This is a genomic window from Ectopseudomonas khazarica (assembly GCF_004521985.1).
Lineage (GTDB): Bacteria > Pseudomonadota > Gammaproteobacteria > Pseudomonadales > Pseudomonadaceae > Aquipseudomonas > Aquipseudomonas khazarica.
Genome location: NZ_SBHZ01000001.1, coordinates 120,587 through 143,192 on the forward strand (window position 1 = coordinate 120,587; position 22,606 = coordinate 143,192).

Annotated in this window: 15 protein-coding genes and 1 pseudogene; 3 read left to right on the forward strand and 13 right to left on the reverse strand. The window is 65.0% G+C overall.

Features of this window, described 5'->3' with window-relative positions; translation table 11 throughout:
• Positions 1–7: 7 nt before the first annotated feature.
• From EPK82_RS00575 to metR, 11 genes are all read right to left on the reverse strand, one after another.
• Positions 8–1,438 carry an MBOAT family O-acyltransferase gene (locus tag EPK82_RS00575; protein WP_134675485.1) on the reverse strand — a complete coding sequence of 477 codons (1,431 nt, stop codon included), beginning with the start codon at positions 1,436–1,438 and terminating at the stop codon, positions 8–10.
• A gap of 17 nt (positions 1,439–1,455) precedes the next feature.
• On the reverse strand, positions 1,456–2,868 hold the full coding sequence (locus EPK82_RS00580; protein WP_134675486.1) for an alginate export family protein: 1,413 nt from the start codon (positions 2,866–2,868) through the stop codon (positions 1,456–1,458).
• The gene (locus EPK82_RS00585; RefSeq protein ID WP_134675487.1) at positions 2,865–4,340 is read right to left on the reverse strand and encodes an SEL1-like repeat protein; all 1,476 of its coding nucleotides are present in this window, start codon (positions 4,338–4,340) and stop codon (positions 2,865–2,867) included. Before EPK82_RS00585 ends, EPK82_RS00580 begins: the two co-directional genes overlap by 4 nt.
• A 7-nt stretch (positions 4,341–4,347) precedes the next feature.
• Positions 4,348–5,493 carry a PilZ domain-containing protein gene (locus EPK82_RS00590; RefSeq protein WP_037055632.1) on the reverse strand — a complete coding sequence of 382 codons (1,146 nt, stop codon included), beginning with the start codon at positions 5,491–5,493 and terminating at the stop codon, positions 4,348–4,350.
• 17 nt (positions 5,494–5,510) lie between these two features.
• Positions 5,511–7,043, reverse strand: coding sequence for a glycosyltransferase (locus tag EPK82_RS00595; protein ID WP_051800644.1), 1,533 nt, complete (start codon positions 7,041–7,043; stop codon positions 5,511–5,513).
• 46 nt (positions 7,044–7,089) lie between these two features.
• The gene (locus tag EPK82_RS00600) at positions 7,090–8,520 is read right to left on the reverse strand and encodes a mannose-1-phosphate guanylyltransferase/mannose-6-phosphate isomerase (protein WP_037055634.1); all 1,431 of its coding nucleotides are present in this window, start codon (positions 8,518–8,520) and stop codon (positions 7,090–7,092) included.
• Between the two features lie 112 nt (positions 8,521–8,632).
• Positions 8,633–9,943, reverse strand: a complete 1,311-nt coding sequence (locus EPK82_RS00605) for a nucleotide sugar dehydrogenase (protein WP_134675488.1) — start codon at positions 9,941–9,943, stop codon at positions 8,633–8,635.
• Between the two features lie 830 nt (positions 9,944–10,773).
• Positions 10,774–13,920, reverse strand: a complete 3,147-nt coding sequence (locus EPK82_RS00610; protein ID WP_047584316.1) for an efflux RND transporter permease subunit — start codon at positions 13,918–13,920, stop codon at positions 10,774–10,776.
• 1 nt (position 13,921) lies between these two features.
• Positions 13,922–15,010, reverse strand: coding sequence for an efflux RND transporter periplasmic adaptor subunit (locus EPK82_RS00615; protein ID WP_134675489.1), 1,089 nt, complete (start codon positions 15,008–15,010; stop codon positions 13,922–13,924).
• Between the two features lie 9 nt (positions 15,011–15,019).
• A complete protein-coding gene (locus EPK82_RS00620) occupies positions 15,020–15,676 on the reverse strand; it encodes a TetR/AcrR family transcriptional regulator (RefSeq protein WP_134675490.1) in 657 nt (218 codons plus the stop codon).
• A gap of 288 nt (positions 15,677–15,964) precedes the next feature.
• Positions 15,965–16,882, reverse strand: a complete 918-nt coding sequence (metR, locus tag EPK82_RS00625; RefSeq protein ID WP_037055645.1) for a transcriptional regulator MetR — start codon at positions 16,880–16,882, stop codon at positions 15,965–15,967.
• Positions 16,883–17,050: 168 nt separating this feature from the next.
• On the opposite strand from metR, the gene metE reads away from it, so the two are divergent.
• Both metE and EPK82_RS00635 read left to right on the forward strand, forming a co-directional pair.
• Positions 17,051–19,348: a 5-methyltetrahydropteroyltriglutamate--homocysteine S-methyltransferase gene (gene metE, locus EPK82_RS00630; RefSeq protein ID WP_134675491.1), complete on the forward strand. Its 2,298-nt coding sequence runs from the start codon at positions 17,051–17,053 to the stop codon at positions 19,346–19,348.
• Positions 19,349–19,538: 190 nt separating this feature from the next.
• Positions 19,539–20,528, forward strand: coding sequence for an alpha/beta fold hydrolase (locus EPK82_RS00635; RefSeq protein WP_134675492.1), 990 nt, complete (start codon positions 19,539–19,541; stop codon positions 20,526–20,528).
• Between the two features lie 75 nt (positions 20,529–20,603).
• Here the strand turns inward: EPK82_RS00635 and EPK82_RS00640 are convergent.
• Positions 20,604–20,792 (reverse strand): annotated as a pseudogene (locus EPK82_RS00640) (DUF6316 family protein); the annotation flags it as partial.
• Between the two features lie 278 nt (positions 20,793–21,070).
• On the opposite strand from EPK82_RS00640, the gene EPK82_RS00645 reads away from it, so the two are divergent.
• Positions 21,071–22,039: a DMT family transporter gene (locus tag EPK82_RS00645; RefSeq protein WP_134675493.1), complete on the forward strand. Its 969-nt coding sequence runs from the start codon at positions 21,071–21,073 to the stop codon at positions 22,037–22,039.
• Here the strand turns inward: EPK82_RS00645 and EPK82_RS00650 are convergent, their stop codons facing one another.
• A complete protein-coding gene (locus EPK82_RS00650; protein ID WP_037055653.1) occupies positions 22,040–22,507 on the reverse strand; it encodes an Lrp/AsnC family transcriptional regulator in 468 nt (155 codons plus the stop codon). It lies immediately after the preceding gene.
• Between the last annotated feature and the right edge of the window lie 99 nt (positions 22,508–22,606).

A 22,606-nucleotide genomic window follows, 5' to 3' on the forward strand; every position in this document is an offset into this window, starting at 1 on the left:
GGCAACCTCAGAACTGGAAGTACAGGAAGGGGGAGAAGGAATTCGCCGCCAGGCGGGTGAGCGTCAGCAGGAAGCCGAGCCACAGCAGGAGCATGCCGACGCCGCTGACGTGCTGCATGAAGTACGCCTGCTGGCCGGCGCTGGCGTAGTAGCGGATGTTGATCGAGCCGGCGACGACGATCCACAGCAGGGCGATCAGGGTGAAGGTCATGGTCATGGCCGAGGTGCCGAACCAGTAGAGGTCCAGCGAGCCGAAGCCGTTGAGGCCGATCAGCGCCTTGTAGATCTGCAGGGCGTGGGGCAGGGCGCCGGTGAAGAACAACGGCATGCAGGACGCCAGGACGAACATGCAGCGTGCGTTGCGCCAGAAGTTGTAGGGCGTGTTGATCTTGGTGGCGATGCCCAGCCGGCGCTCGATGACCATGGCGATGCCGAAGAACAGGCCCCAGAAGATGAAGGCGAAGCTGGGGCCGTGCCACAGGCCGGACAGCATCATGGTGATGACCAGGCCGACGAGCATGCCGACCAGGCGCTTGCGCACCAGCGGCATGTACACGTAGTCGCGCAGGAAGTCGGCCAGGGTCATGTGCCAGCGCTGCCAGAACTCGGTGATGCTCTGCGCGATGTAGGGTTGGTTGAAGTTCTCCGCGAAACGGAAGCCCATCATCATGCCCAGGCCGATGGCCATGTCGCTGTAGCCGGAGAAGTCGAAGTACAGCTGCAGCGCGGAGACCAGCAGGCCGAACCAGGCGTCCGCCATCTGCAGTTCGCCACCGCCGATGAACAGCGTGTTCATCGGCGCCAGGGAGTCGGCGATCAGCACCTTCTTGATGAAACCGAGCATGAAGCGGCAGGCGCCCAGGGAAAACAGTTCCAGCGAGTGACTACGGTTCTTCAGCTGCTTGTCGATCAGGCTGTAGCGCAGGATCGGCCCGGCGATCAGCTGCGGGAACAGGGCGATGTAGGCGGCGAAATCGACGAAGCGATCGGTGGGCTCCGCGTTGCGCCGGTAGATGTCGACGATGTAGCTCAGGGCCTGGAACACATAGAAGGAAATGCCCAGCGGCAGGATGATGTGTTCCAGGGTGAAGGTATTGATACCCAGCGGCTCGAGTACCGCGACCAGCACGTCGGCACCGAAGTTGGCGTACTTGAAGTAGCCGAGGGTGGCCAGGTTGCCGACCACGCCGACGCTCAGCAGGCGAAAGGCGATCTGCTTCTCGCCGGCATCGATTCGTGCCTTGATGCGCAGGCCGAACCAGTAGTTCCAGTAGGAAATGGCGACGAACAACAGCAGGAAGTCGGGCCGCCACCAGGCGTAGAACAGGTAGCTGCCGAGCACGATCACGTAGGAGCGCCAGTGATCCCTGGCCAGGTAATAGCAGAGCAGGAAGACCGGCAGGAACAGGAACAGGAAGACATTGGAGGCGAAGATCATGCTGGCGCTGCTCTCGGTCAGTAGGTCAGGGTGATGCCCAGCGTCACCTGGTAGTCGTCGCCGATCTCCAGTGCGCTACCGGCCCTGAAGTAGCTCAGGCTGGTCAGGGTGTTGAGCTGGATGCGCTTGCCGTCGTAGGCCAGCGGGAACATGCGCCAGTAGTGATTGATGTCCAGCACCTGGCCCAGGTGCGACGACCCGCTGTCGCGCACCAGGCCGTCGGTGGTGGTGCGCAGTGGCAGCTGCGCGGAGGCATTGCGCAGGCGCAGATCGCTCAGGCGCATGTCCAGCTGGCTGCGGTCGGTCGGCTGGGTTTCCAGGCTGATGCCATAGAACGCCAGGTTGCTCAGGTTGACGCTGACCAGGTTGCTGACCAGGCGGCTGCTGTAGCTGAAGGGGTCGTTGCGCCGGTCCGACTGGATGCGGTTGAGGCTGAAGCCGTCGTTGCCGCTGTCGTCCGGGCGGTCGGTGAGACCGGCGCTGAGGCCGACGCGCGGGGTCCAGGGCAGGCTCTCGAAACGCTTGCCGACATCGCCGACCAGCGCCCAGCCGCGCTTGTCGCTGCGCTCACGCTGGCCGTTGGCCTGGGTGATGTCCTGCTTGCCGTCGAGCCGCACGGCTTCCAGCTGGTAGTCGCTGACCAGCGAGGTCAGCTGGCGCGTGTCGCCGCGCAGGAAGATGCCGTAGCGCAGGCCGTCGAAGTCCTGGCGATCATCCACCGAGCTGCCCGAGTGATCGTCCTCGTGCAGCAGGCGCGCGCCGATCCAGTGATCGGCATGCCAGCGCCAGGCGTACTCGGCCATCAGGTAGCGGATGTTCTTGTCGCGCGGGTCGAGGCGATTGTCGTCGGAGTTGTAGTAGTAGAACTTCTCGGCGACGGCGACGAAGCCGCTGGCGAAGCTGTCGTTGTAGTCCAGGCGCAGGGCTTCGATGCTGTCGTCCCACCAGATGCCGAAGCGATCACTGAAGCGCTGGCGGCCGAAGGTGGCGGAGAAGCGCGGGTCGTCGCCGAGCAGGTTGCGGCGTGCGTAGAACTCGCGGGCCTCGCTGTAGGCATGACGGCGCCGGCTCAGGTTCTCGTCGCTGCCCTCGGTGTTCTGCAGGGCGTTCGGGTCGGTGTCGTAGTTGAGCCACAGGCGACCGAAGAGCTCCCACCTGGCCCAGCGCTGCTCGGGCGAGTACCAGCGGTAGGAGGGCTCGTAGCGCAGGCTGAAGAAGGTGCGGCGATCCTCGCCGAGGCGGGTCTCGTCGGGGCCATAGCCGGTGCGCATGAACAGCTTGTGGGTCAGCAGCGAGGTGACCGGTTCGAGCTCGGGCGACAGGCTGTCGGCCTCGGCCGCCGGGTTGTCGAACTCATCGGCCTGCGCCAGGAACGGGGGCAGGCAAGCGAGCACCAGGGCGGCGCAGCGCAGGGCGTTGGGGCGGATCACAGGGCGAACTCCTCGATGAGACGGTTGCCATCACGGGTGGCGGCGGTGCGTTGCTCGGGCGTCAGCCTGGAGCCCAGCGCCTGCGTCAGCGCTGCTGCGCGTTGATCGCCCAGTTCCTGAGCGGCGAAGGCGAAGGTGTAGGCCTTGGCGTTGTCGCGGCAGATGGCGCGGCCATAGGTGTAGAGGCGGGCAATGCGCATCAGGGCGTTGATCGAGCCGGCCCTGGCTTCCTGCAGGTACAGCGCCAGGGCCCGTTCCTGATCGGGCTCGTCCAGGACGCCCTGGTTGTACATGTCGCCTTCGAGCAGCGTGGCTTCGGGGTAGTGCTCGGCTTGCAGCTCGGCGATCAGGCGCTGGCTCAGGTGCGGATCGAGGGTGCGCCACAGCACCATGTGCAGCCTGGCGCGCAGGGCCTTGATGTGTTGCGGGGTGATGGGCTGCTCACGCTCGGCCATGCTCAGGCTGAGGTTCTGCCCCTGGCGCTGTTCCAGGCGCTGGACCAGGTCCACCACCGGCTCCGGGCCGTAGCGATCCGGGGCGGTCATGAGGAAGTTGGCCTTGCTCACCATCGCCGGGCCGAAGTCACGGGCGATGGCGTTGTCCAGCCACTGCAGCACCTCGCGGTCGAGCTGTTCGATGAGGCTGGCGTGCGCCTGGGCCTTCAGCTCGCGGGCCTGTTTCTCCTCGTCGGTCTGCGCACGCGACAGCGGGCGGCTGTTGTTGTAGGCGCTGATCTCGGCGTTGCGCACCTCGGTCAGTTGCTGGGCGATGCGCTGCACCAGGTCGACCGGCAGGGTGGCCATGCGCGGCGCCAGTTGCTCGGCGAACGCGCGGAAACGTTGGTTGCGCGCCTCGCCGAGAAAATCGTAGTAGCGGTACACGGCGCGCGGGTCGCTTTCCACCGCCAGGCGGAACCATCTGTCCGCAGACTCGGTGTCACCGGCACGGGCCGCCGCGACGGCGCGGTAGAGCGGGGCGTGGCAATACACCAGACAGGCGCGGTCATAGAGGTCGATCAACTGCGTGACTTGTGCCGCGTCGAACAGCTCGGGAAAGACCAGGAACACTTCCAGGCGGGTGTCGACGCTGATGAAGTCGCGCCCGGCCTTGAAACGCTGCAGCGCCTGCTCCATGTAGGCGCGGTTGGCCTGTTGCCAGCGCGGCTTGTAGTCCACCAGGCGCGCCAGTGGCACCAGTGCGCCGATATCGCCGCGGCCCTCGGCGAAGGCCTGCTTGAACAGTTCGATGGCGCGTGCGGTGTTTGCCGGGCTGCGGCTTGCCAGCACTTCGCCGAGCAGTCGCGTCGCGCCCAGGTCGCCACGGGCGGCCAGGGCACGCAGGTCCTCCTCCACTGGCGCCAGGTTGTCCTGGAACAGCGCGTAGCGAATCTGTTCGAGGCTGCGGGCCGCCTGCGCCGGTCCGGCGATGGCCAGGGACAGGGCAGTGGTGCACAGGAGCGATCTGAGCGACATGGTGACCTCAGAATGTCCAGCGCAGGGGCAGGCCGAGCTTGAACTCGACGGCGGCCGGCAGTTGATAGGCGCTGAGCGGCAGCGGGTGATCCGGCTCGATGGTCAGCTCGACCATCTGCCGCTGGTCGTCCACGCGACTGGAAACGATCTCGCCGGAGAAGGTGTCGTTGCTGCCCAGTACACGCATCTCCACCGCACGAACCCGCTCGAGCTTGTCCATGCGCTCGAAAGGAACGCTGGCCTTGATGTTCAGTGGCTGGTCCTGCGGCAGCAGATGGACCAGCTCCTGCTGCTTGTAGGCGAAGCCGTCCAGGCGCGGTGCAGGGAAGTAGAGGCTGCAGTTGCACGGGCTGGCGATCACCGTTTCCACCGTGACCCGACCCAGCAGGGCGGCGACATCCTGCTCGCTGAGGTCGCCCAGTGCGGCGATGTCGGCGGGGCTGGTGAGGCTGCTGGCCAGTTGCGTGGAGACGCTGGCCAGTGGTTGCCCGGTGCTGACGCTGGTCTGCTCGGCGCCGATCAGGTAACGCAGGTTGCCGTTCTCCGGCATGCTGACGATGTAGGCGTTGGCACCGACGACCGCTTGCGCGGCAGGCATCTGGAAGAACAGCAGGTAGCTCTTGTAGACGATCAGGGTCACTGCGGCGGCGCCGGCGCAGAAGAACAGCAGCGAACCGAGGGCCGCCTTCAGGCGCTCTGCGGGCGTGCGTGCGCTGGCCTGCTTGGTCTTGCGCTCCTTGATGTAGTTCTCGCGCTGCATGACGTTGAACAGGCCGTTGATGTCGGCGATGTCGCCGGACATGTAGGCGGAGATGATGTAGCGCAGGATGTCGCGCTTCTGCCGGTCGAGCTCGACGAACTCGGCGCCGACTTCGCGGCCGCGCTGCGAGACGATCTTCAGCTTGGTATCGATGTTCAGGTCGACCGTGTGCAGGTTCAGCTTGATCGAGCCGTTGAACAGGCTGCCGATCTTCAGCGGCTGATCCAGCAGCAGGCCGATTCCGCCCAGGGAAATGTCCTGGATCTCGCACTCCAGTTCCTTGATGCCGTTGCCTGCCAGGGTCAGGCGGGCAGGGATCTTGGCGCGAACGAACTGGCGTTCATCGATCGCTTCATGAACAACGTTTGCAGGTAGGACAGTGGTGCTACTCATAGCATTCGCGCCTTTGCTTAGGGTTGCGTGAGTTCCAACAGGACCGAGATGACCCCGAAGAAAATGGCGATGGAGGACAGCAACATGGTCTTCGAGGTCCAGCGGTTGAGCGCCGCATCGAAGCTGACGTTGCCGTTGCTGATCGTGGTCTTCTGCCGCGTCCAGCTCTGCTGGTCCATGTGGAACATGGTGTAAACCTTCATCACCGAGCCGACGATCTGGTTGTAATAGAGAACGAAGGGGTACATCGGATCGACCGGGTGCTGGGTGAAGAAGAACAGCAGCGTCACCAGGGTCCGCGACAGCAGCACCCAGAACAGGTAGATCAGCAGGTACTGCACGCCGAACAGCAGGCCGGCCACCACCGAGGCGCTGAGGCCCATCAGGCAGGTCCACATGGACACGCGCTGGTCGTAGAGCACGTACATGGTGAACAGGCCGAGGCGATCGAGGCCCAGCAGGCGGGTCGCGCGGAAGTTCTGCCGCAGCGAGTTGCCGTACCAGCGATACATCAGCTGCCGCGTGGCGCGCAGGAAGCTGTTGTCTGGCGGGTGCTCGACGGTCAGGGTATGGCTGTCCGGCACGTAGAAGGTGTCCCAGCCGGCGCGCATCAGGCTGAACCAGGAGGACTTGTCGTCGCCGGTGAGAAACTGGAAACGGCCCAGGCGCCAGTGGTCGAGGAAGTCCGCCTCGACGTCCTTGATGAACGCCGGGTCGGTCATCACGCTGGCGCGGAAGAACGACAGGCGCCCGGTCATGGTCAGCACGCGCTTGCTCAGCGCCATCGAGCACATGTTGATGTGCCGCTGGACGAAGCGCATGGTGTGCCACTCCTGCATCAGCCTGCTGCCTTCCACCTCGCAGAACTCGTTGGTGGTGATGCCGCCGACGCTGGGCAGGTAGGCGAACAGGGTGACGGCGCGCTCCACGCAGCCCGGCAGCATCATGGTGTCGCCGTCGACCACACCGACCACGGCGTTTTCCAGTGGCATCTGCCGTGACAGGGCGCGGAAGGCGTGGGCCAGGCCGTCGCGTTTGCCGGTGCCGCGAGCCCGCACGATGACCAGCTTGATGTCGTCGCGATCACGCACCTCCTGGCGCATGATGTCCTTGATGAAGTTCTCGTCACCCTTCTCCACGATGGAAGCGATGATGGTGCAGGGCACCGGCATGCGCTGCACTTCCTGGAACACCGACTGGTAGACCTTGAACGTGGTGTGCGTCGGGATGCGGAAGCTGGTCACCACCATGAACATATGGTCGGGCAGGGCGGCGTCGCCCATGCGCTCGACGGCCTTGCGCATGCGCGGAAACCGCCAGTGCAGGAAGTACATGCCACGCAGGTAGTGGGTCGCGGCGTTGCCGTAGCGCCACATGCCCAGGGCTCCGATCAGGAAGATGAACTTCTGGTGCGACGGGTCCAGGTAGCTGGGGTCGACCATCTCCGAGGCGAGCGCGATCAGTGCGATCAGGCAGAGCCAACCGCACAGTTTGCCGAGGCCGGGCGAGGCCTCGAACCACCCCAGAGGTGCTGTTAAATGCCTGAGCATGGGCGTGCTTCCTCCATTGAAGCCGTGTGGGCACGTCTTGCCGCTATCAGTTGATCGTGACGTCGTCGGTGCGGCCGTAGACATCCTCGAAACGCTCGATGTCGTCCTCGCCCAGGTAGCTGCCCGACTGGACCTCGATGATCTCCAGGGGGATCTTGCCGGGGTTGGCCAGGCGGTGAATGGCGGCGATGGGGATGTAGGTCGACTGGTTTTCCCAGAGCAGGAAGGTCTTGTCGTCACAGGTCACGCGGGCCGTGCCGGATACCACGATCCAGTGCTCGGCGCGGTGGTGGTGCTTCTGCAGGGAGAGGCTGGCGCCCGGTTTCACCACGATGCGCTTGACCTGGAAGCGGTTGCCGCTGTCGAGCGAGTCGTAGCTGCCCCAGGGGCGGTAGACCTGGCAGTGGCTGTTCGCCTCGCTGCGGCCCTTGCAGGTCAGCTGGTTGACCAGCTGCTTGACGTCCTGCACCCGGTCCTTGTGGGCGACCATCACGGCGTCCTTGGTCTCGACCACCACCACGTCGTCCAGGCCGACCAGGGTCACCAGCTTGCTCTGGCTGTGCGCCAGGCAGTTGTGGCTGTCGTGCAGCATCACGTCGCCGGACTGGCAGTTGCCGTCGCCGTCCTTGTCCTGGACGTCCCACAGCGCCGACCACGAGCCGACGTCGTTCCAGCCGGCACACAGCGGCACCACACAGGCGCGGTCGGTCTTCTCCATCACGGCGTAGTCGATGGAGTTGTCGGGGCAGCACTCGAACGCGCTCGGGTCGATGCGGATGAACTGCAGGTCGTGGGTGCTGCGGCTCAGCGCCAGCTGGCAGGTGTCATAGATGTCCGGGTCGTGGCGCTGCAGTTCCTCGAGGTAGCGGCTGCAGCGGAACAGGAACATACCACTGTTCCAGACGTAGTCGCCCTGGGCCACGAATTCGCAGGCCGTCTCCAGGTCGGGCTTCTCGACGAAGGCCTCGACCGCCAGTACGCCCTGCGGAAGTTCGCACGCATCACGTCCGGTCTTGATGTAGCCATAGCCGGTCTCGGGGCGCTCGGCAGGTACGCCGAACAGCACCATCGCACCCTGTTCCGCTGCGTTGCGGGCCACGGCGAGGGCCTTGTGGAACACCTCGACATCCTCGATCACATGGTCCGCCGGCAGTACCAGCAGCAGTTCGTCCCGGCCCTCGGCCAGCAGGTGCATGGCGGCGATGGCGACCGCAGGTGCGGTATTGCGGCCGAAGGGCTCCAGCAGGATGGTCTGGGCTTCGTGGCCGATGCTCGCCAGCTGTTCGCTGACGATGAAGCGGTGTTCCTCGTTGCACACCACGATGGGCTTGCTCATGCCGTCGAACGCCAGGCGCCCGATGGTCTGCTGGAGCATCGTCTCGTTGCCGGTGAGGGCGAGAAACTGCTTGGGGTACTGCTTGCGGGACAGGGGCCAGAGGCGAGAGCCACTGCCGCCAGACAAAATCAGGGGAATCATGCTGTCACTCCGTGTAAACACCGATTCAGGGCTATTGGCAGGAAACCGGCATGCGCCGTAACCAATCGAACGGCACCGCACCGGTGCCACCGCTGTTCTTGTTAGCGTGCGCTTACCAGCAGATGCCTTCCCTGTTGGCTTGAGTGGCGTGTTCCATGAATCCGACCAGGTCGACGATCTGCTTGTCGTCACCGATGCCCTTCACGACATCGGCGAAGCGTGGCTCGCCATTGCCGACGATCAGCACATCGGAGGCTGCGACCACATCGTCCAGCTCCTTGCACAGCAGCGAGGAGACGTGCGGGATCTTCGACTCGATGTAGTCCTTGTTGGCGCCGAAGACCCGTGCGTATTCGACGTTGCTGTCGAAGATCTTCAGCTCGTAGCCCTTGCCGATGAGCATCTCGGCCAGCTCCACCAGCGGGCTTTCACGCAGGTCGTCGGTGCCGGCCTTGAAGCTCAGGCCGAGCAGGCCGATGCGGCGCTTGTCGTAGCCCGTGACGATGTCGAAGGCCTTCTTCACCTGAGCGGCGTTGCTGCGCATCAGCGAGCCGATCAGCGGCGCCTCGACGTCCAGGCTGCCGGCGCGGTAGGAGAGGGCGCGCACATCCTTGGGCAGGCAGGAGCCGCCGAAGGCGAAGCCGGGCTTCATGTAGTACTTGGAGAGGTTGAGCTTGTGGTCCTGGCAGATCACGTCCATCACTTCGCGACCATCGACGCCGGCGGCCTTGGCGATGTTGCCGATCTCGTTGGCGAAGGTGACCTTGGCCGCATGCCAGACGTTGCAGGTGTATTTGATCATCTCGGCGACTTCGATCGACTTGCGGATGATCGGTGCGTCGAGTTCGCTGTAGAGCTCTTGCAGCAGGTCGCCGGACTGTTCGTCCAGTTCGCCGATGACGGTCATCGCCGGGAAGTCGTAGTCCTTGATCGCCGTGCTTTCACGGAGGAATTCCGGGTTGGTGGCCACGCCGAAGTCGACACCGGCTCGCTTGCCGGAGGCACTTTCGAGCAGCGGGATCACGACGTTCTTCACGGTGCCGGGCAGGACCGTACTGCGCACGACCACGGTGTGGCGCTCAGGCTTGTCGCGCAGGGCTGCACCAATCTGCTGGCACACCGACTCCATGTAGCCGAGGTCGAGGTCGCCATTGCGCTTGCTCGGCGTACCGACGGCAATGAACGACAGTTCGCTGGCCAGCACCGCAGCGCTGACGTCGGTGGTGCCGCGCAGCAGCCCGGAACGTACGCCGGCGTCGAGCAGTTCTTCCAGGCCAGGCTCGACGATGGGCGACTTGCCCTGGTTGATCAGGTCGATCTTGGCCTGCGACACGTCCACGCCGACGACATCGTGACCACGGGCGGACAAGCAGCCAGCACAGACAGCCCCCACATAGCCCAGTCCGAAAATACTGATACGCATAGGTCCTTCTCCTTAATTAACTGAGTCGGTCAATTGCCGCTGCTGACCCTAATCCCTGTTTCATTGCGCCTGTATGAATCAACGGTTTATTTCCGTTGTATTCGGCTGGCTGGCTGAAAGTGCGCGGATATTAGCGTCGGCTGTTTTGCGCTTTCAAGCAAAACATGGACCTTATTTTTTTATTTTGTTTGTTTAATATTTTGTTATTTTTTTTATTATAAAAATCAATAACTTAAAGTTTGTGGTATTTATGTCGCCAAAAAAAAGTCGCACATTTCCGCTGTGTTATTTTTATGGCGTCATAAAGTCGATGCTTTTCTGCGTGCTTATGTCGCACGCACTTCTGCGCTGTGCGCGTTAGTTGTGCAGGGTGTCTGTAATATCATTGCGATATGTCTGTGCGGTGGTTTTGCCTTCGCTGCGACGAAGTTGGCAATATCGAACTCGAACTGGCGGGCCGGCGCTGCCGGCCTCCGTGTTCTGTGAGGCAATGCCGGAAATTCAGGCTTGGCACAGTGCCACCGTCTGGACTACTCTCCGGTCACCGGGCTAACGAAGTGGCCAACAGGCAGGATGCCGACCCCATACACTTCGTTAGCTCGGTTTTCAGTTGCGTGGCCTGCAGATCGCCGGATCTGCAGGCAAAACAAAGCCCTCTCCTGGAGGGCTTTGTCGTTTCTGCGGGGCGCTCGCGTTGCTGCGGTGGCGGAAAAAGGCGTCCTTGCCAGCTTTCCTTTCCCGCCCTTGAGCTGTCGTATCGATCAGCCTAGGCCAAGTCTGGCGTTTTGCCATGCAGTGGCCTGGTGCCGATAGCGCCTGCGCGCCTGGCCTCAGTCGCTGCGTTGCAGCCGGGCCTTGCCGGGTTTGCTGGCGACGAGGTGTTCCGGCAGGTCGAGCAGGTCGGTGTCGTAGGTCTCCAGTGGCGGCGGACGCCGCTCGAAACGCGCACCGAGCACCAGCAGGCAAGGCGTCAGCAGCAGCGTCAGGACCGTGGCGAACGCCAGGCCGCCGGCGATGGCGCTGGACAGCTGCGTCCACCATTGGGTCGACGGGGCGCCGAAGCCGAGGCTCGGCGTGAGCAGGTCGACGTTGATGCTGAGCACCATCGGCATCAGGCCGAGGATGGTGGTCACGGCGGTGAGCAGCACCGGGCGCAGGCGCAGGCTGCCGGTCTCCAGCGCGGCCTCGCGTGGGGCCAGGCCCTGCCGGCGCAGCTGGTTGTAGGTGTCGATGAGGATGATGTTGTTGTTCACCACGATACCGGCCAGGGCGATCAGGCCCATGCCGACCATGACGATGCCGAACGACTGGCCGTTGACCAGCAGGCCGATCAGCACCCCGGCGGTCGACAGGACGATCGCGGAAAGCACCAGGGCTGCCTGGTAGAGGCTGTTGAACTGGGTCACCAGGATGATCGCCATGAGGAAGATGGCGACCAGGAACGCGGTCATCAGGAAGGTGGCCGCCTCCTGCTGGTCGGCATCCTCGCCGGTGAACTTCACCTTGACCTCGGCCGGCACCTCCCCCAGCGCCTTGCGCAGGGCCTTGAGGCGTTCGTCCAGGCGTGCGCCGTCGGCCAGGTCGGCCTGCAGGGTGATGGTGCGATCGCCATCGACGCGGCGCAGGGTGCCGACCTTGGGCGCGGGCTGCAGGTCGACGAAGTTGCTCAGCGGGACCTGGCCGGCTGCCGTGTTCAGCGTCAGGCGGCCAAGCTGATCGAGCGAGCGCCAGTTGTTGGGCAGGCGCACGCGGATGTCGACTTCGTCGGTGGCGTCTTCTGGGCGGTAGGTTGCCAGCTTCAGGCCGTTGGTGATCATCTGCACCGCGTTGCCGACGCTCAGTACATCGGCGCCGAAGCGGGCCGCGGCTTCGCGGTCGACCTTGATCCGCCACTCGATGCCGGGTAGGGCGCGGTCATCTTCGATATCGACGAAACCCCCGAGCTTCTGCATCTCGCCGCGAATGCGCTCGACCCACTGCTCGGTCAGCGCCGTGTCCAGGGTGCTGATCTGCAGCTTGACCGGCTTGCCGTCGGTGGGGCCTTCCTCCTGCTTGCGGAACTCCAGCACCACGCCGGGAATGCCGGCGGTGCGCTGGCTCATTTCGGCGAGGATGTCCTTGGCCGGGCGCCGCTGGTGCCAGTCGACGAACTGGAACTGCAGGGTGCCGATCACGTCGGCGCCCAGCTGACCTTCCGGTTGCGCCAGGGAGCGGGCATACAGCGCCTTGACCTCGCGCATGCCCAGCACCTGCTTCTCGACCTGCCTGAGCAGGGCGTCCTTCTCCTGGATCGACAGGTCGCCACGGGCACGCAGCCAGATCTGCGCGCTTTCCGGCTCGACCTCCGGGAAGAACTCCACGCCATGGTTGAAGCGACCGTAGCCGATATAGATGAGGGCGATCAGCGCGAGCATGCCGAGCAGCGTCAGGCCGGGGCGCTTGAGCAGCGTCGCCAGCAGATGGCGATAGGCCGTGCCGGCGCGGTTGCTGGTCGTCGCCTGTGGCCGCGCCTTGCCGCCGCTGACGGCGCCGAGCACCGGCAGGAACACCAGGGCCATGGCCAGCGAGGCGAGCAGGCAGATGATCACCGTGGCGGGCAGGTACTTCATGAACTGGCCGACCACGCCGGGCCAGAACAGCAGCGGCAGGAACACCACCAGGGTGGTGGCGGTGGAGGCGATCACCGGCCAGGCCATGCGCGTGGCGGCATTGGCCCAGGCCTGGCGCGGCGACTGGCCCTGCTGCAGGTAGCGGTCGGCCAGTTCGGAGACCACGATGGCGCCGTCGACCAGCATGCCGGCCACCAGGATCAGGCTGAACAGCACGACGATGTTGAGGGTGAAACCGAGCATCCAGATCAGCAGGATGCCGCTGAGAAACGCACCGGGAATGGTCAGCCCCACCAGCAGTGCCGAGCGCATGCCCATGCTCGCCACCACCAGGATCAGTACCAGGACGATGGCGGTCAGCACGTTGTTGAGCAGGTCGCCGAGCATGTTCTGCACTTCCTGCGACTGGTCCATGATGTAGCTGACTTCCACGCCGGGTGGCAGCAGGGGTTTGGCCTGCTCCATCAGCGCCTTGACCTGATCGATGGTGGCGAGGATGTTGGCGCCGCTGCGTTTGGCCACCTCCAGCACGATGGCCGGCTGGCCGTTGATCCGGGCGAAGCCGGTGGGGTCCTTGAAGGTGCGGCGGATGGTGGCGACATCGGCGAAGGTCACCACGCTGTCGCCGACCACCTTGATCGGCATGTTCATGACGTCTTCGAGGTCCTCGATGACGCCCGGAACCTTCATGCTCATGCGCCCGGCACCGGTGTCCAGGCTGCCGGCGGCGACCAGGCGGTTGTTGCGGCTGACCAGGTTGAACAGTTCGTTGTAGTCGATGCCGTAGCTGTCGAGCACCTGCGGGTCGACGACGATTTCCATCAGGTCCTCGCGGTCGCCACCGATGGTCACCGAGAGCACCTCGCCGATGCCTTCGATGTTCTCCTTCAGGCGCCGGGCGATGTACACCAGCTCGGTCTCGGCGATCGGCCCGGACAGACCCACCGAGAGCACCGGGAACAGAGCCACGTTGACCTCGGTCACGGTCGGCTCGTCGGCCTCGTCGGGCAGCTTGCTGCGCGCGGTGTCGACTTTCTCGCGGACGTCGGCCAGCGCCACCTTGGCGTCGAAGCCCGCGTCGAATTCCAGGGTGACGGAGGAGTGGCCCTCGCTGGAGACCGAGCTCATCTCCTTGACCCCTTCCAGGCTGCGCAGCTCCTGTTCCAGCGGGCGCACCAGCAGGCGGTCGCCATCTTCCGGGCTGATGCCTTCCAGGGTCACCGACACGTAGATCATCGGAATAGTGACGTCCGGGTTGGACTCCTTGGGCATGGCGACGTAGGCCAGCAGCCCCCCGCACAGCAGGAACAGCAGGATCAGCAGGGTGGTACGGCTGCGGTCGAGCGCGGCGGCAATCAGTGCGTGCATCTCAGCTGCCCTCTGCGGCGAGTTGCGTGCGCACCTGCTGGCCCGCTTCGACGAAGCCCTGGCCCAGGGTGATCAGCGCGACCTTCGGCGGCAGGCCGCTGACCCAGGCGCCCTGGTTGTCGACGCTGATCAGTTGCACGGGGGTGAACTCCACGCGCTGCTCATCGTTGACCCACTTGACGCCGTGGCGGCCGTTCTCGTCGAGGCTGAGCAGGGCAGGGGACAGGCGGTGGGCCATGGCCTCGCCGGTCTGGATGTGCAGCGTGGCGCTGGCACCTGCCAGGCGCAGGCCGTCCGGGTTGTCCACCTTGACCTCGATGCGGAAGCTGCGCGAGTCCGGGTCGGCGGCAGCGGCGATGAAGTGCAGCTCGCCCTGCAGCGTGCGGCCGTCGAGCAGTTCCACGCTCACCGCCTGCCCCAGCTGCAGCTGGGTGACCTGTTGCTGGGCGATCTGCGCGGTGACCTTGAGGCGGTCGATGTCCACCAGGGTCAGCAGGCTTTGTCCGGGCTGTACGTAGTCGCCCAGTTCGACCGCGCGCTGGTCGTAGATGCCGGCGAACGGCGCCTTGATCCTGGTATTGCGCAGGTGCAGGCGAGCGCTGTCGAGTTCGGCACGGGCCTTGGCCAGTTCGCTCTCCAGGCGCATCAGTTCGCTGGCGGAGATCAGGCTGCGCTCGCGCAGGCGCCTGGCCGCAGTCACGTCGCTCTCGCGCTGGCGCACGTCGGCTTCGCTGCGCGCCACCTGGGCCGGCCGGTCATCCGGCGACAGGCTGAGCAGCAGTTGCTCGGCGGCGACGCGGTTGCCCTTGTCCTGGTCCAGCTTCTGCACGCTGCCACTGACCTGCGCACGCAGCTCGACCCGGCGCCAAGCTTCGATCTGCCCCTGTACCACGTGCTGGCGCTGCATGGGCTGTGCCTCCAGCCACTGCACTTCGACCCGGGCCAGCTCGGCGGCGGCCAGGGGCTTGTCCGGCTCGGCCTGCGCCTCGTCACGGGCGCTGAAGCGTTCGCCGCTGAACAGCCAGAGCAGCAGAACGATGGCGATGACGACCGCGATGATCCAGGGGCGTTTGCTGAGGTGCGTGAACATGAGAATCCCTTACTCGTTGGTGGCGGCCGCTGCCAGCAGCGCAGCGGCCTGGCCGTGCAGGCCGGCGATGATGAAGTCGGTGACGCGCTCGAAATAGGCGTCGAAGGCAATGGGGTCGGCCCAGTGCTCGAAACCGCCCGAGGCAATGCGCGTCATCACCCCGTTGATGCACGCCTCCACGCCCCACAACAGGTGCTGGCAGTGCTCGTCAGAAAGCTGCAGGCCGGCGAAGCTGTTCTGCAGCAGTTCGCTGAACAGGGCCATGTACTCGGCTTCGAGTTCGAGGAACTGTTCGCGGTAGGGCGGCTCCAGGCGTTCCTGAAAGGCCGGGCGGTCACAGTGCAGGCACAGCTGGGCCTGCAGCGGGTCGGCCAGCAGTTGCTCGAAGGCGCGACGGATCATCCGGCGCATGGCTTCCGGCGCCGGGGCCGAGTGGGAGAGTGTCTGCAGTTCGATCAGGTGCATGCGCGAGCGATCCAGCACCAGGCGCGCAAACAGCGCTTCCTTGCTGGGAAAGTGTTTGTACACGGTGCCCTTGCCGATGCCGGTTTGGCGTGCCACTTCGGCGATTGTGACGCGGTCCCAGGACTGACTCTGGAACAGCTGTCGAGCGGCTTCGAGCAAGGCGGTTTCACGTTGCTGGAAGAGTTGATCCTGATAGCGCATGGACTTTCCACGAAAGACTGTGACCGGTGGTCATGCTATGACTGTTGGTCACAAGGCGGCAAGCCAGGAGTTGTAACAAGGCAATTGGCGTGGGTGGGGTTGCGCCCTGCTGCCGGCGGGTACCGTTCGCCGGGGGAGCGCTGCGAGGCCGTCCGGGGACCGGCCATTTCGTTGTCTTGGTGCCCGGCGGGCGGTGAAGCCTGCTGCGTATGGTGCGGGGCACGCGGCAGATGTGATGAAAAGGCGGCCACGCGCCTGCGCGAGCGGCCTTTGTCTGCGCAGTGGCGCTCAGCGCGCCACGCTGACGCCTTCCAGGCTGGCGAAGGAGGTGTCCTTGGCGGTGAGCAGGAAGTCGCGCATGAAGGGCGCATCGAGCATGTCGCTGCGGATCGCCGCATAGAGGGTGGCGAACAGTCCCTTTTCGCCCAGGCGCTTGGCGCTGACGTAGTGACGCGAGCTGTACTCGTGCAGCGCCCAGTTGGGCAGGCCGCAGACGCCGCGTCCGCTGGCCACCAGTTGCATCATCATGACCGTCAGCTCGGAGGTGCGTACCTGCGCGGGTTCCACGTCGTTGGGTTCGAGGAAGCGGGTGAAGATGTCCAGGCGGTCACGTTCCACCGGGTAGGTGATGAGGGTTTCCGTGGCCAGGTCCTGTGGCTGGATATAGGCCTTGTGCGCCAGACGGTGCTGGTTGGCCACGGCCAGCATGGCCTCGTAGGTGAACAGCGGTACGTAGGTGATGCCGGCCAGTTCGACGGGGTCCGAGGTCACCACCAGGTCCAGGTCGCCGCGTGCCAGCGCGGGGAGTGGTGCGAAGGAGAAGCCCGAGGCCAGGTCCAGTTCCACTTCCGGCCAGGCGTCGCGGAACTGATCGATGGTCGGCATCAGCCACTGGAAGCAGCTGTGGCATTCGATGGCCATGTGCAGGCGCCCGGCGGTGCCACCGGCGAGGCGCGCCAGGTCCCGTTCGGCGCCACGCAGCAGGGGCAGGGCGGCGTCGGCCAGTTGCAGCAGGCGCAGGCCGGCGCTGGTGAAACGCACCGGCTTGGTCTTGCGCACGAACAGCTGCAGGCCGAGTCGCTCCTCGAGCTCCTTGAACTGGTGCGACAGGGCCGACTGGGTCAGGTGCAGGCGCTCGGCGGCCTCCACCAGGCTGTCGGTTTCGCGCAGGGCGTGCAGGGTTTTCAGGTGGCGTAGCTCGAGCATGACGGGTCTCTGCGAAGGTTTCATTCATCCAATGTCGTGGCTGGATGAAAGTGGTTCATACAGCCTACATGAGTAAATCTTTAGATCAAGACGAAAATCTTGAGTTTGTCTCACGTGCTGGCGATGCCGAGAATGGCGCCATCTCGATTGACTCTGGAGCGTCACCCCATGGCCCTGTCCCATTCCCTCGGTTTCCCGCGCATCGGCCGCGACCGTGAACTGAAAAAAGCCCTCGAAGCCCATTGGAAAGGCGAGCTGGACGAGGCCGGGCTGCGCGCCGTTGGCCAGCGCCTGCGTGCCGAGCACTGGCAACTGCAGAAAGACGCCGGCATCGACCTGCTGCCGGTGGGCGACTTCGCCTGGTACGACCAGGTGCTCGGCCATTCCCTGGCATTCGGCGTGATTCCCGAGCGCTTCCGCCCGGCCGCCGGCAAACCGACCCTGGACACCCTGTTCGCCATGGCGCGTGGCGCCGTGGCGAGCACGAACGGTTGCTGTGGCGGCGCCCACGCTCAGGAGCTGACCAAGTGGTTCGACACCAACTACCACTACCTGGTGCCGGAGTTCAGTGCCGATCAGGCGTTCGCCCTGAGCTGGGAGCAACTGTTCGAGGAAGTGGCCGAAGCCCACGCGCTCGGTCATAGCGTCAAGCCGGTGCTGATCGGCCCGTTGACCTACCTGTGGCTGGGCAAGGCCAAGGGCGATGAGTTCGACAAGCTGGAGCTGCTCGAGCGCCTGCTGCCGGTCTATGGCGAGATTTTCCAGCGCCTCGCCGAGCAAGGCGTGGAGTGGGTGCAGATCGACGAGCCGATTCTGGTGCTGGACTTGCCGCAGGCCTGGAAGAACGCGTTCGAGCGCGCCTACAACCTGATTCAGCGCGAACCCTGCCGCAAGCTGATCGCCACCTATTTCGGCGGTCTGGAGGACAACCTCGGCCTGGCGGCCAACCTGCCGGTGGATGGCCTGCATATCGACCTGGTACGGGCACCGGACCAGTACCCGACGATTCTCGACCGGCTGCCGGCCTACAAGGTGCTGTCGCTCGGCATGGTGAACGGGCGCAATGTCTGGCGCTGCGACCTGGAAAAGGCGCTCGACGTGCTGCGCCATGCCCATGAACGTCTGGGCGAGCGCCTGTGGGTGGCGCCGTCCTGCTCGCTGTTGCACTGCCCGGTGGACCTGGCGCGCGAGGACCAGCTCGACGCCGAGCTGAAAGGCTGGCTGGCCTTTGCGGTACAGAAGTGTGAGGAGGTCGCGCTGCTGGGCAAGGCCCTGGAAGCGCCGCAGGATGCCGGGGTACAGGCGGCGCTGGCGGCGAGCCGCGAGGTCCAGGCGGCGCGCGCGGCCTCGACGCGCATTCACAAGCCTGAGGTGCAGGCACGTCTGGCTGCGACGCGTCCGCGCCATGCCCAGCGCCAGTCGCCGTTCGCCGAGCGCATCGGCAAGCAGCGCGAGCGCCTGCGGTTGCCGGTGCTGCCGACCACCACCATCGGTTCCTTCCCGCAGACTGCGGCCATTCGTCTGGCGCGGCAGTCGTTCCGTCAGGGCAAGCTGAGCCTGGCCGACTACACCGAGGCCATGCACAGCGAGATCCGCCATGCGGTGCAGGTGCAGGAGCGCCTCGGGCTGGATGTGCTGGTGCATGGCGAGGCCGAGCGCAACGACATGGTCGAGTACTTCGCCGAACAACTGGACGGCTACGCCTTCACCCGCTTCGGCTGGGTGCAGAGCTACGGGTCGCGCTGCGTGAAACCGGCGGTGATCGTCGGCGACCTGAGCCGCCCTCGGGCGATGACCCTGGAATGGATCCAGTACGCGCAGAGCCTGACCGACAAGGTGATGAAAGGCATGCTGACCGGGCCGGTGACCATGCTGATGTGGTCCTTCGCCCGGGAGGATGTGCCGCGTGAGGTGCAGGCCAGGCAGCTGGCGTTGGCCATCCGTGACGAGGTGGTCGATCTGGAGGCCGCCGGAATCAAGGTCATCCAGATCGACGAGGCGGCGTTCCGTGAGGGCCTGCCCCTGCGTCAGGCGGCCTGGCAGGGCTACCTGGACTGGGCCACCGAGGCATTTCGCCTGAGCGCCAGCGGCGTGCGTGACGAAACGCAGATCCACACGCACATGTGCTACAGCGAGTTCAACGACGTGATCGACTCCATCGCGGCGATGGACGCCGACGTGATCACCATCGAGACCTCGCGTTCGGACATGGAGCTGCTGGCGGCCTTCGAACGGTTCGCCTATCCCAACGAGATCGGCCCGGGTGTCTACGACATCCACTCGCCGCGCGTACCCGACAGCGCCGAGATGGCCGCTCTGCTGCGCAAGGCGGCGCGGCGCATCCCGCTGGAGCGGCTGTGGGTCAACCCCGATTGCGGATTGAAGACCCGCGGCTGGCCCGAGACCGAGGCCGCGCTGGTCAACATGGTCGCGGCAGCCCGGCAGTTGCGCGCGGAACTGGCCTGATGTTCCGCCCGTAGCGCCAGGCCCCTCCTGCCAGCCGGTACGGAGGGGTACGCTCTGCATGGGCCTTTGGTCACTTGCCGGGCAACCGTTCGTCCTCCTTCATCAAACTGTCACGCTTGTGTGGCAGCGCCGTCGAACGACTTTCACCAGAATCGCGTTTCAGTGGGGTTCTATGTTTCTGGTGTTCTTCATGCGTGCACTCATCTTCATTGCCGCGTTGCTGTGCGGCGTGCAGTCTTTTGCTGCCAATCGTTGCGATCTGTCCGAGCCGACCCGCTATGCGGACGTCGGTGACGTTCGTCTGGCATACCAGAGCGTCGGTCGCGAGCGCGACCCGGCGCTGCTGCTGATCATGGGCCTGGGCGGGCAGCTGATCCACTGGCCCGACGAAGTGGTCGAGCGTCTCTGTCAGCAGGGCTTCCGGGTCATTCGTTTCGATAACCGCGACGTCGGCCTGAGCAGCTGGCGCAAACCCGCGCCGAGCATCAACCTGCCTTACGAAGTGGTGCGCTACCGCCTGGGGCTGTCGCTGGGAGCGCCCTATCACCTGCGTGACATGGCAGGCGACGCGCTGGGTTTGATGGACGGCCTGGGTATCGGCGTTTTCCATGTCCTGGGGGCGAGCATGGGCGGCATGATCGCTCAGCACCTGGCCGATCTGGCGCCGCAGCGGGTGCTCAGCCTGACCCTGGTGATGACCAGTTCCGGTGCCCAGGGCCTGCCGGCACCCAGCGATGCGCTGGTCGCGCTGCTGGCGCGGCGCGAGGCCGGCAGCCGCGAGGCCGCGCTGCAGCAACAGGCCGACCTGCTCGCGGCGCTGGGCAGCCCCTCGGTCAAGGATGATCGCGCGTTGCTGTTGCACCAGGCCGAGGTGGCTTACGACCGGGCCTTCAATCCCGAAGGCGTGCAGCGGCAACTGTTGGCGATTCTCGCCGAGTCGAGCCGGGTCGAGTTGCTCAACCGCCTGAGCGTGCCGACGCTGGTGGTGCATGGCACCGCCGACCCGCTGCTACCGGTGATGCATGGTGTCCACGTGGCGGCGCACATCAAGGGCTCGGAGCTGAAGCTGATTCCGGGGCTGGCCCACCGTTTCCAGGATGCCTTCAAGGAACCGCTGCTGGCCGCAGTGTTGCCACACCTCGCGGCCCACCGCGGCGACCTCGGGCTGGCCCACCTGTAGCGATCAGAGTTCCTGATTGTGCTTGATCGCGTCGCGGCGCTGCTGGCTGTCGATGTGCTCGCTGCTGTGGCGGATCAGCTTGTCCGCCATGGCCATGCGCTCGATGTAGCGCTGGATGCTCTGCTCGGCATCGTGGCGCGAGAGGTAGGGGCCTTCCAGCGTGCCTTCGCGGGTGGCGAAGAAATACTGGCCATTGACGGCGCTCAGGCGTGAACTGCGGTAGTGCGTGCCCGGTTGGGGGTCGACAGTGCGTTGGCCGAACATGACGAGAGCTCCATCTGCAGGTGCTGGATAGGCTGAGTCTACTGCGAGCGGAGCGGCTTGCCCGGCAAGGCGACCAATGGTCGAAGTTGCCGGCCGTTGGCTACTGGTTGGCGTTTTTTATTGAATTTTGACGCCGGCCTGCTGACACCTGAGGCGTGCCAGGCGGTACAGTTACTCTCGGCAAGCGAGCCGAACTGTCACTGTGCTGGTGCGTCGGCCTCTCCTAGAATGGCCGGCTGCGGTCGACGCGTTCAGTCGACCGCGCTGCTGAGGTCGCCATGCACATTTCCTCCGGCCGCTGGATGTACGGCCTGCTTCTCGCCCTGCTCACATCGCTGCTCTGGGGCATCCTGCCGATCAAACTGAAAGAAGTCCTGCAGGTCATGGACCCGGTCACGGTCACCTGGTACCGCCTGACGGTGGCGGGTTCGCTGCTGCTGGCCTACCTCGCCGCCGCTCGCCGCCTGCCACGTTTCCGCCCGCTGGGGCGCAAGGGCGCCTGGCTGCTGGCCCTGGCCATCGGCGGGCTGACGGCGAACTATGTGCTGTACCTGGTCGGGCTCAGGCTGTTGAGCCCCGGCACCACGCAACTGGTGATCCAGGTGGCGCCGATCCTGCTGCTGATCAGCAGCCTGTTCATCTTCCGCGAACGCTTCAGCCTGGGTCAGGCGCTGGGCCTGGTGGTGATGCTGCTGGGCTTCGGCCTGTTCTTCAATCAGCGCCTGGGCGAGCTGCTGACGTCGCTGACGACCTATACCACCGGCGTACTGACCGTGCTCGCCGCCGCCTTCGTCTGGACCTTCTACGGTCTGGCGCAGAAGCAGCTGCTGACGCTGTGGAGTTCGGTGCAGGTGATGATGGTCATCTACCTGTCCTGCGCCTTGCTGCTGACGCCCTGGGCGCAGCCGCTGCAGGTGCTGGAGCTGAGCCCGCTGCAAGGCTGGCTGCTGTTGGCCTGCTGCCTCAATACCCTGGTGGCCTACGGCGCCTTCGCCGAGGCGCTGGCGCACTGGGAAGCGTCGCGGGTCAGTGCCACCCTGGCGCTGACGCCGCTGGTGACCTTCGTGTCCGTGGCGCTGGCGTCCACCTGGTGGCCGGACCACGTGCTGCCCGAGGCGGTCAACTGGATCGCCTACGCCGGTGCGGTGGTGGTGGTGCTCGGCTCCGCCCTGACCGCCCTCGGCCCCTCGCTGATGGCCAGCCTGCGTGCGCGCAAGGCCAGGCGCCTGGCGGCCACGCAGGCCTGATCAGTCCAGCGGCAGTTCGGTGGTACGTTTGACCTCGCTCATGGCGATGTGCGAATGCGCTTCGTGCACATGCGGGCGCTGCAGCAGGTGGTCGCGCAGGAAGCGCTCGTAGTCGGCGATGTCCTTGGCCACCACCTTGAGCAGGTAGTCCGAGCTGCCGGCCATGCTGTAGCACTCCAGCACCTGGGGATAGCCGACCACGGCCTGTTCGAACTCATCCAGATTGCCGCGACCGTGCGCCGACAGCTTGATGTCGACGAACACGGTGATGCCGAAACCCAGGCGCTTGTGGCTGAGCAGCGCGACCTTGCGCTCGATCAGCCCGTCTTCCTGCATGCGGTGGATGCGCCGCCAGCAGGGTGACTGCGACAGCTCGACCTTCTCGGCCACCTCGGCGGCGGAGAGGTCGGCATTGTGTTGCAGCAGGCGGAGAATCCTGCGGTCGATGGCGCTGAGCTTATCCTGCATGACTATTTCCATTTTCTTGTGATTGTTGGAAGGATCATGCGAAGTATTGTCCTGCAATCTGAAAAATAGAAAGAAAAAAGCGGAACCCTCCAGTCATGC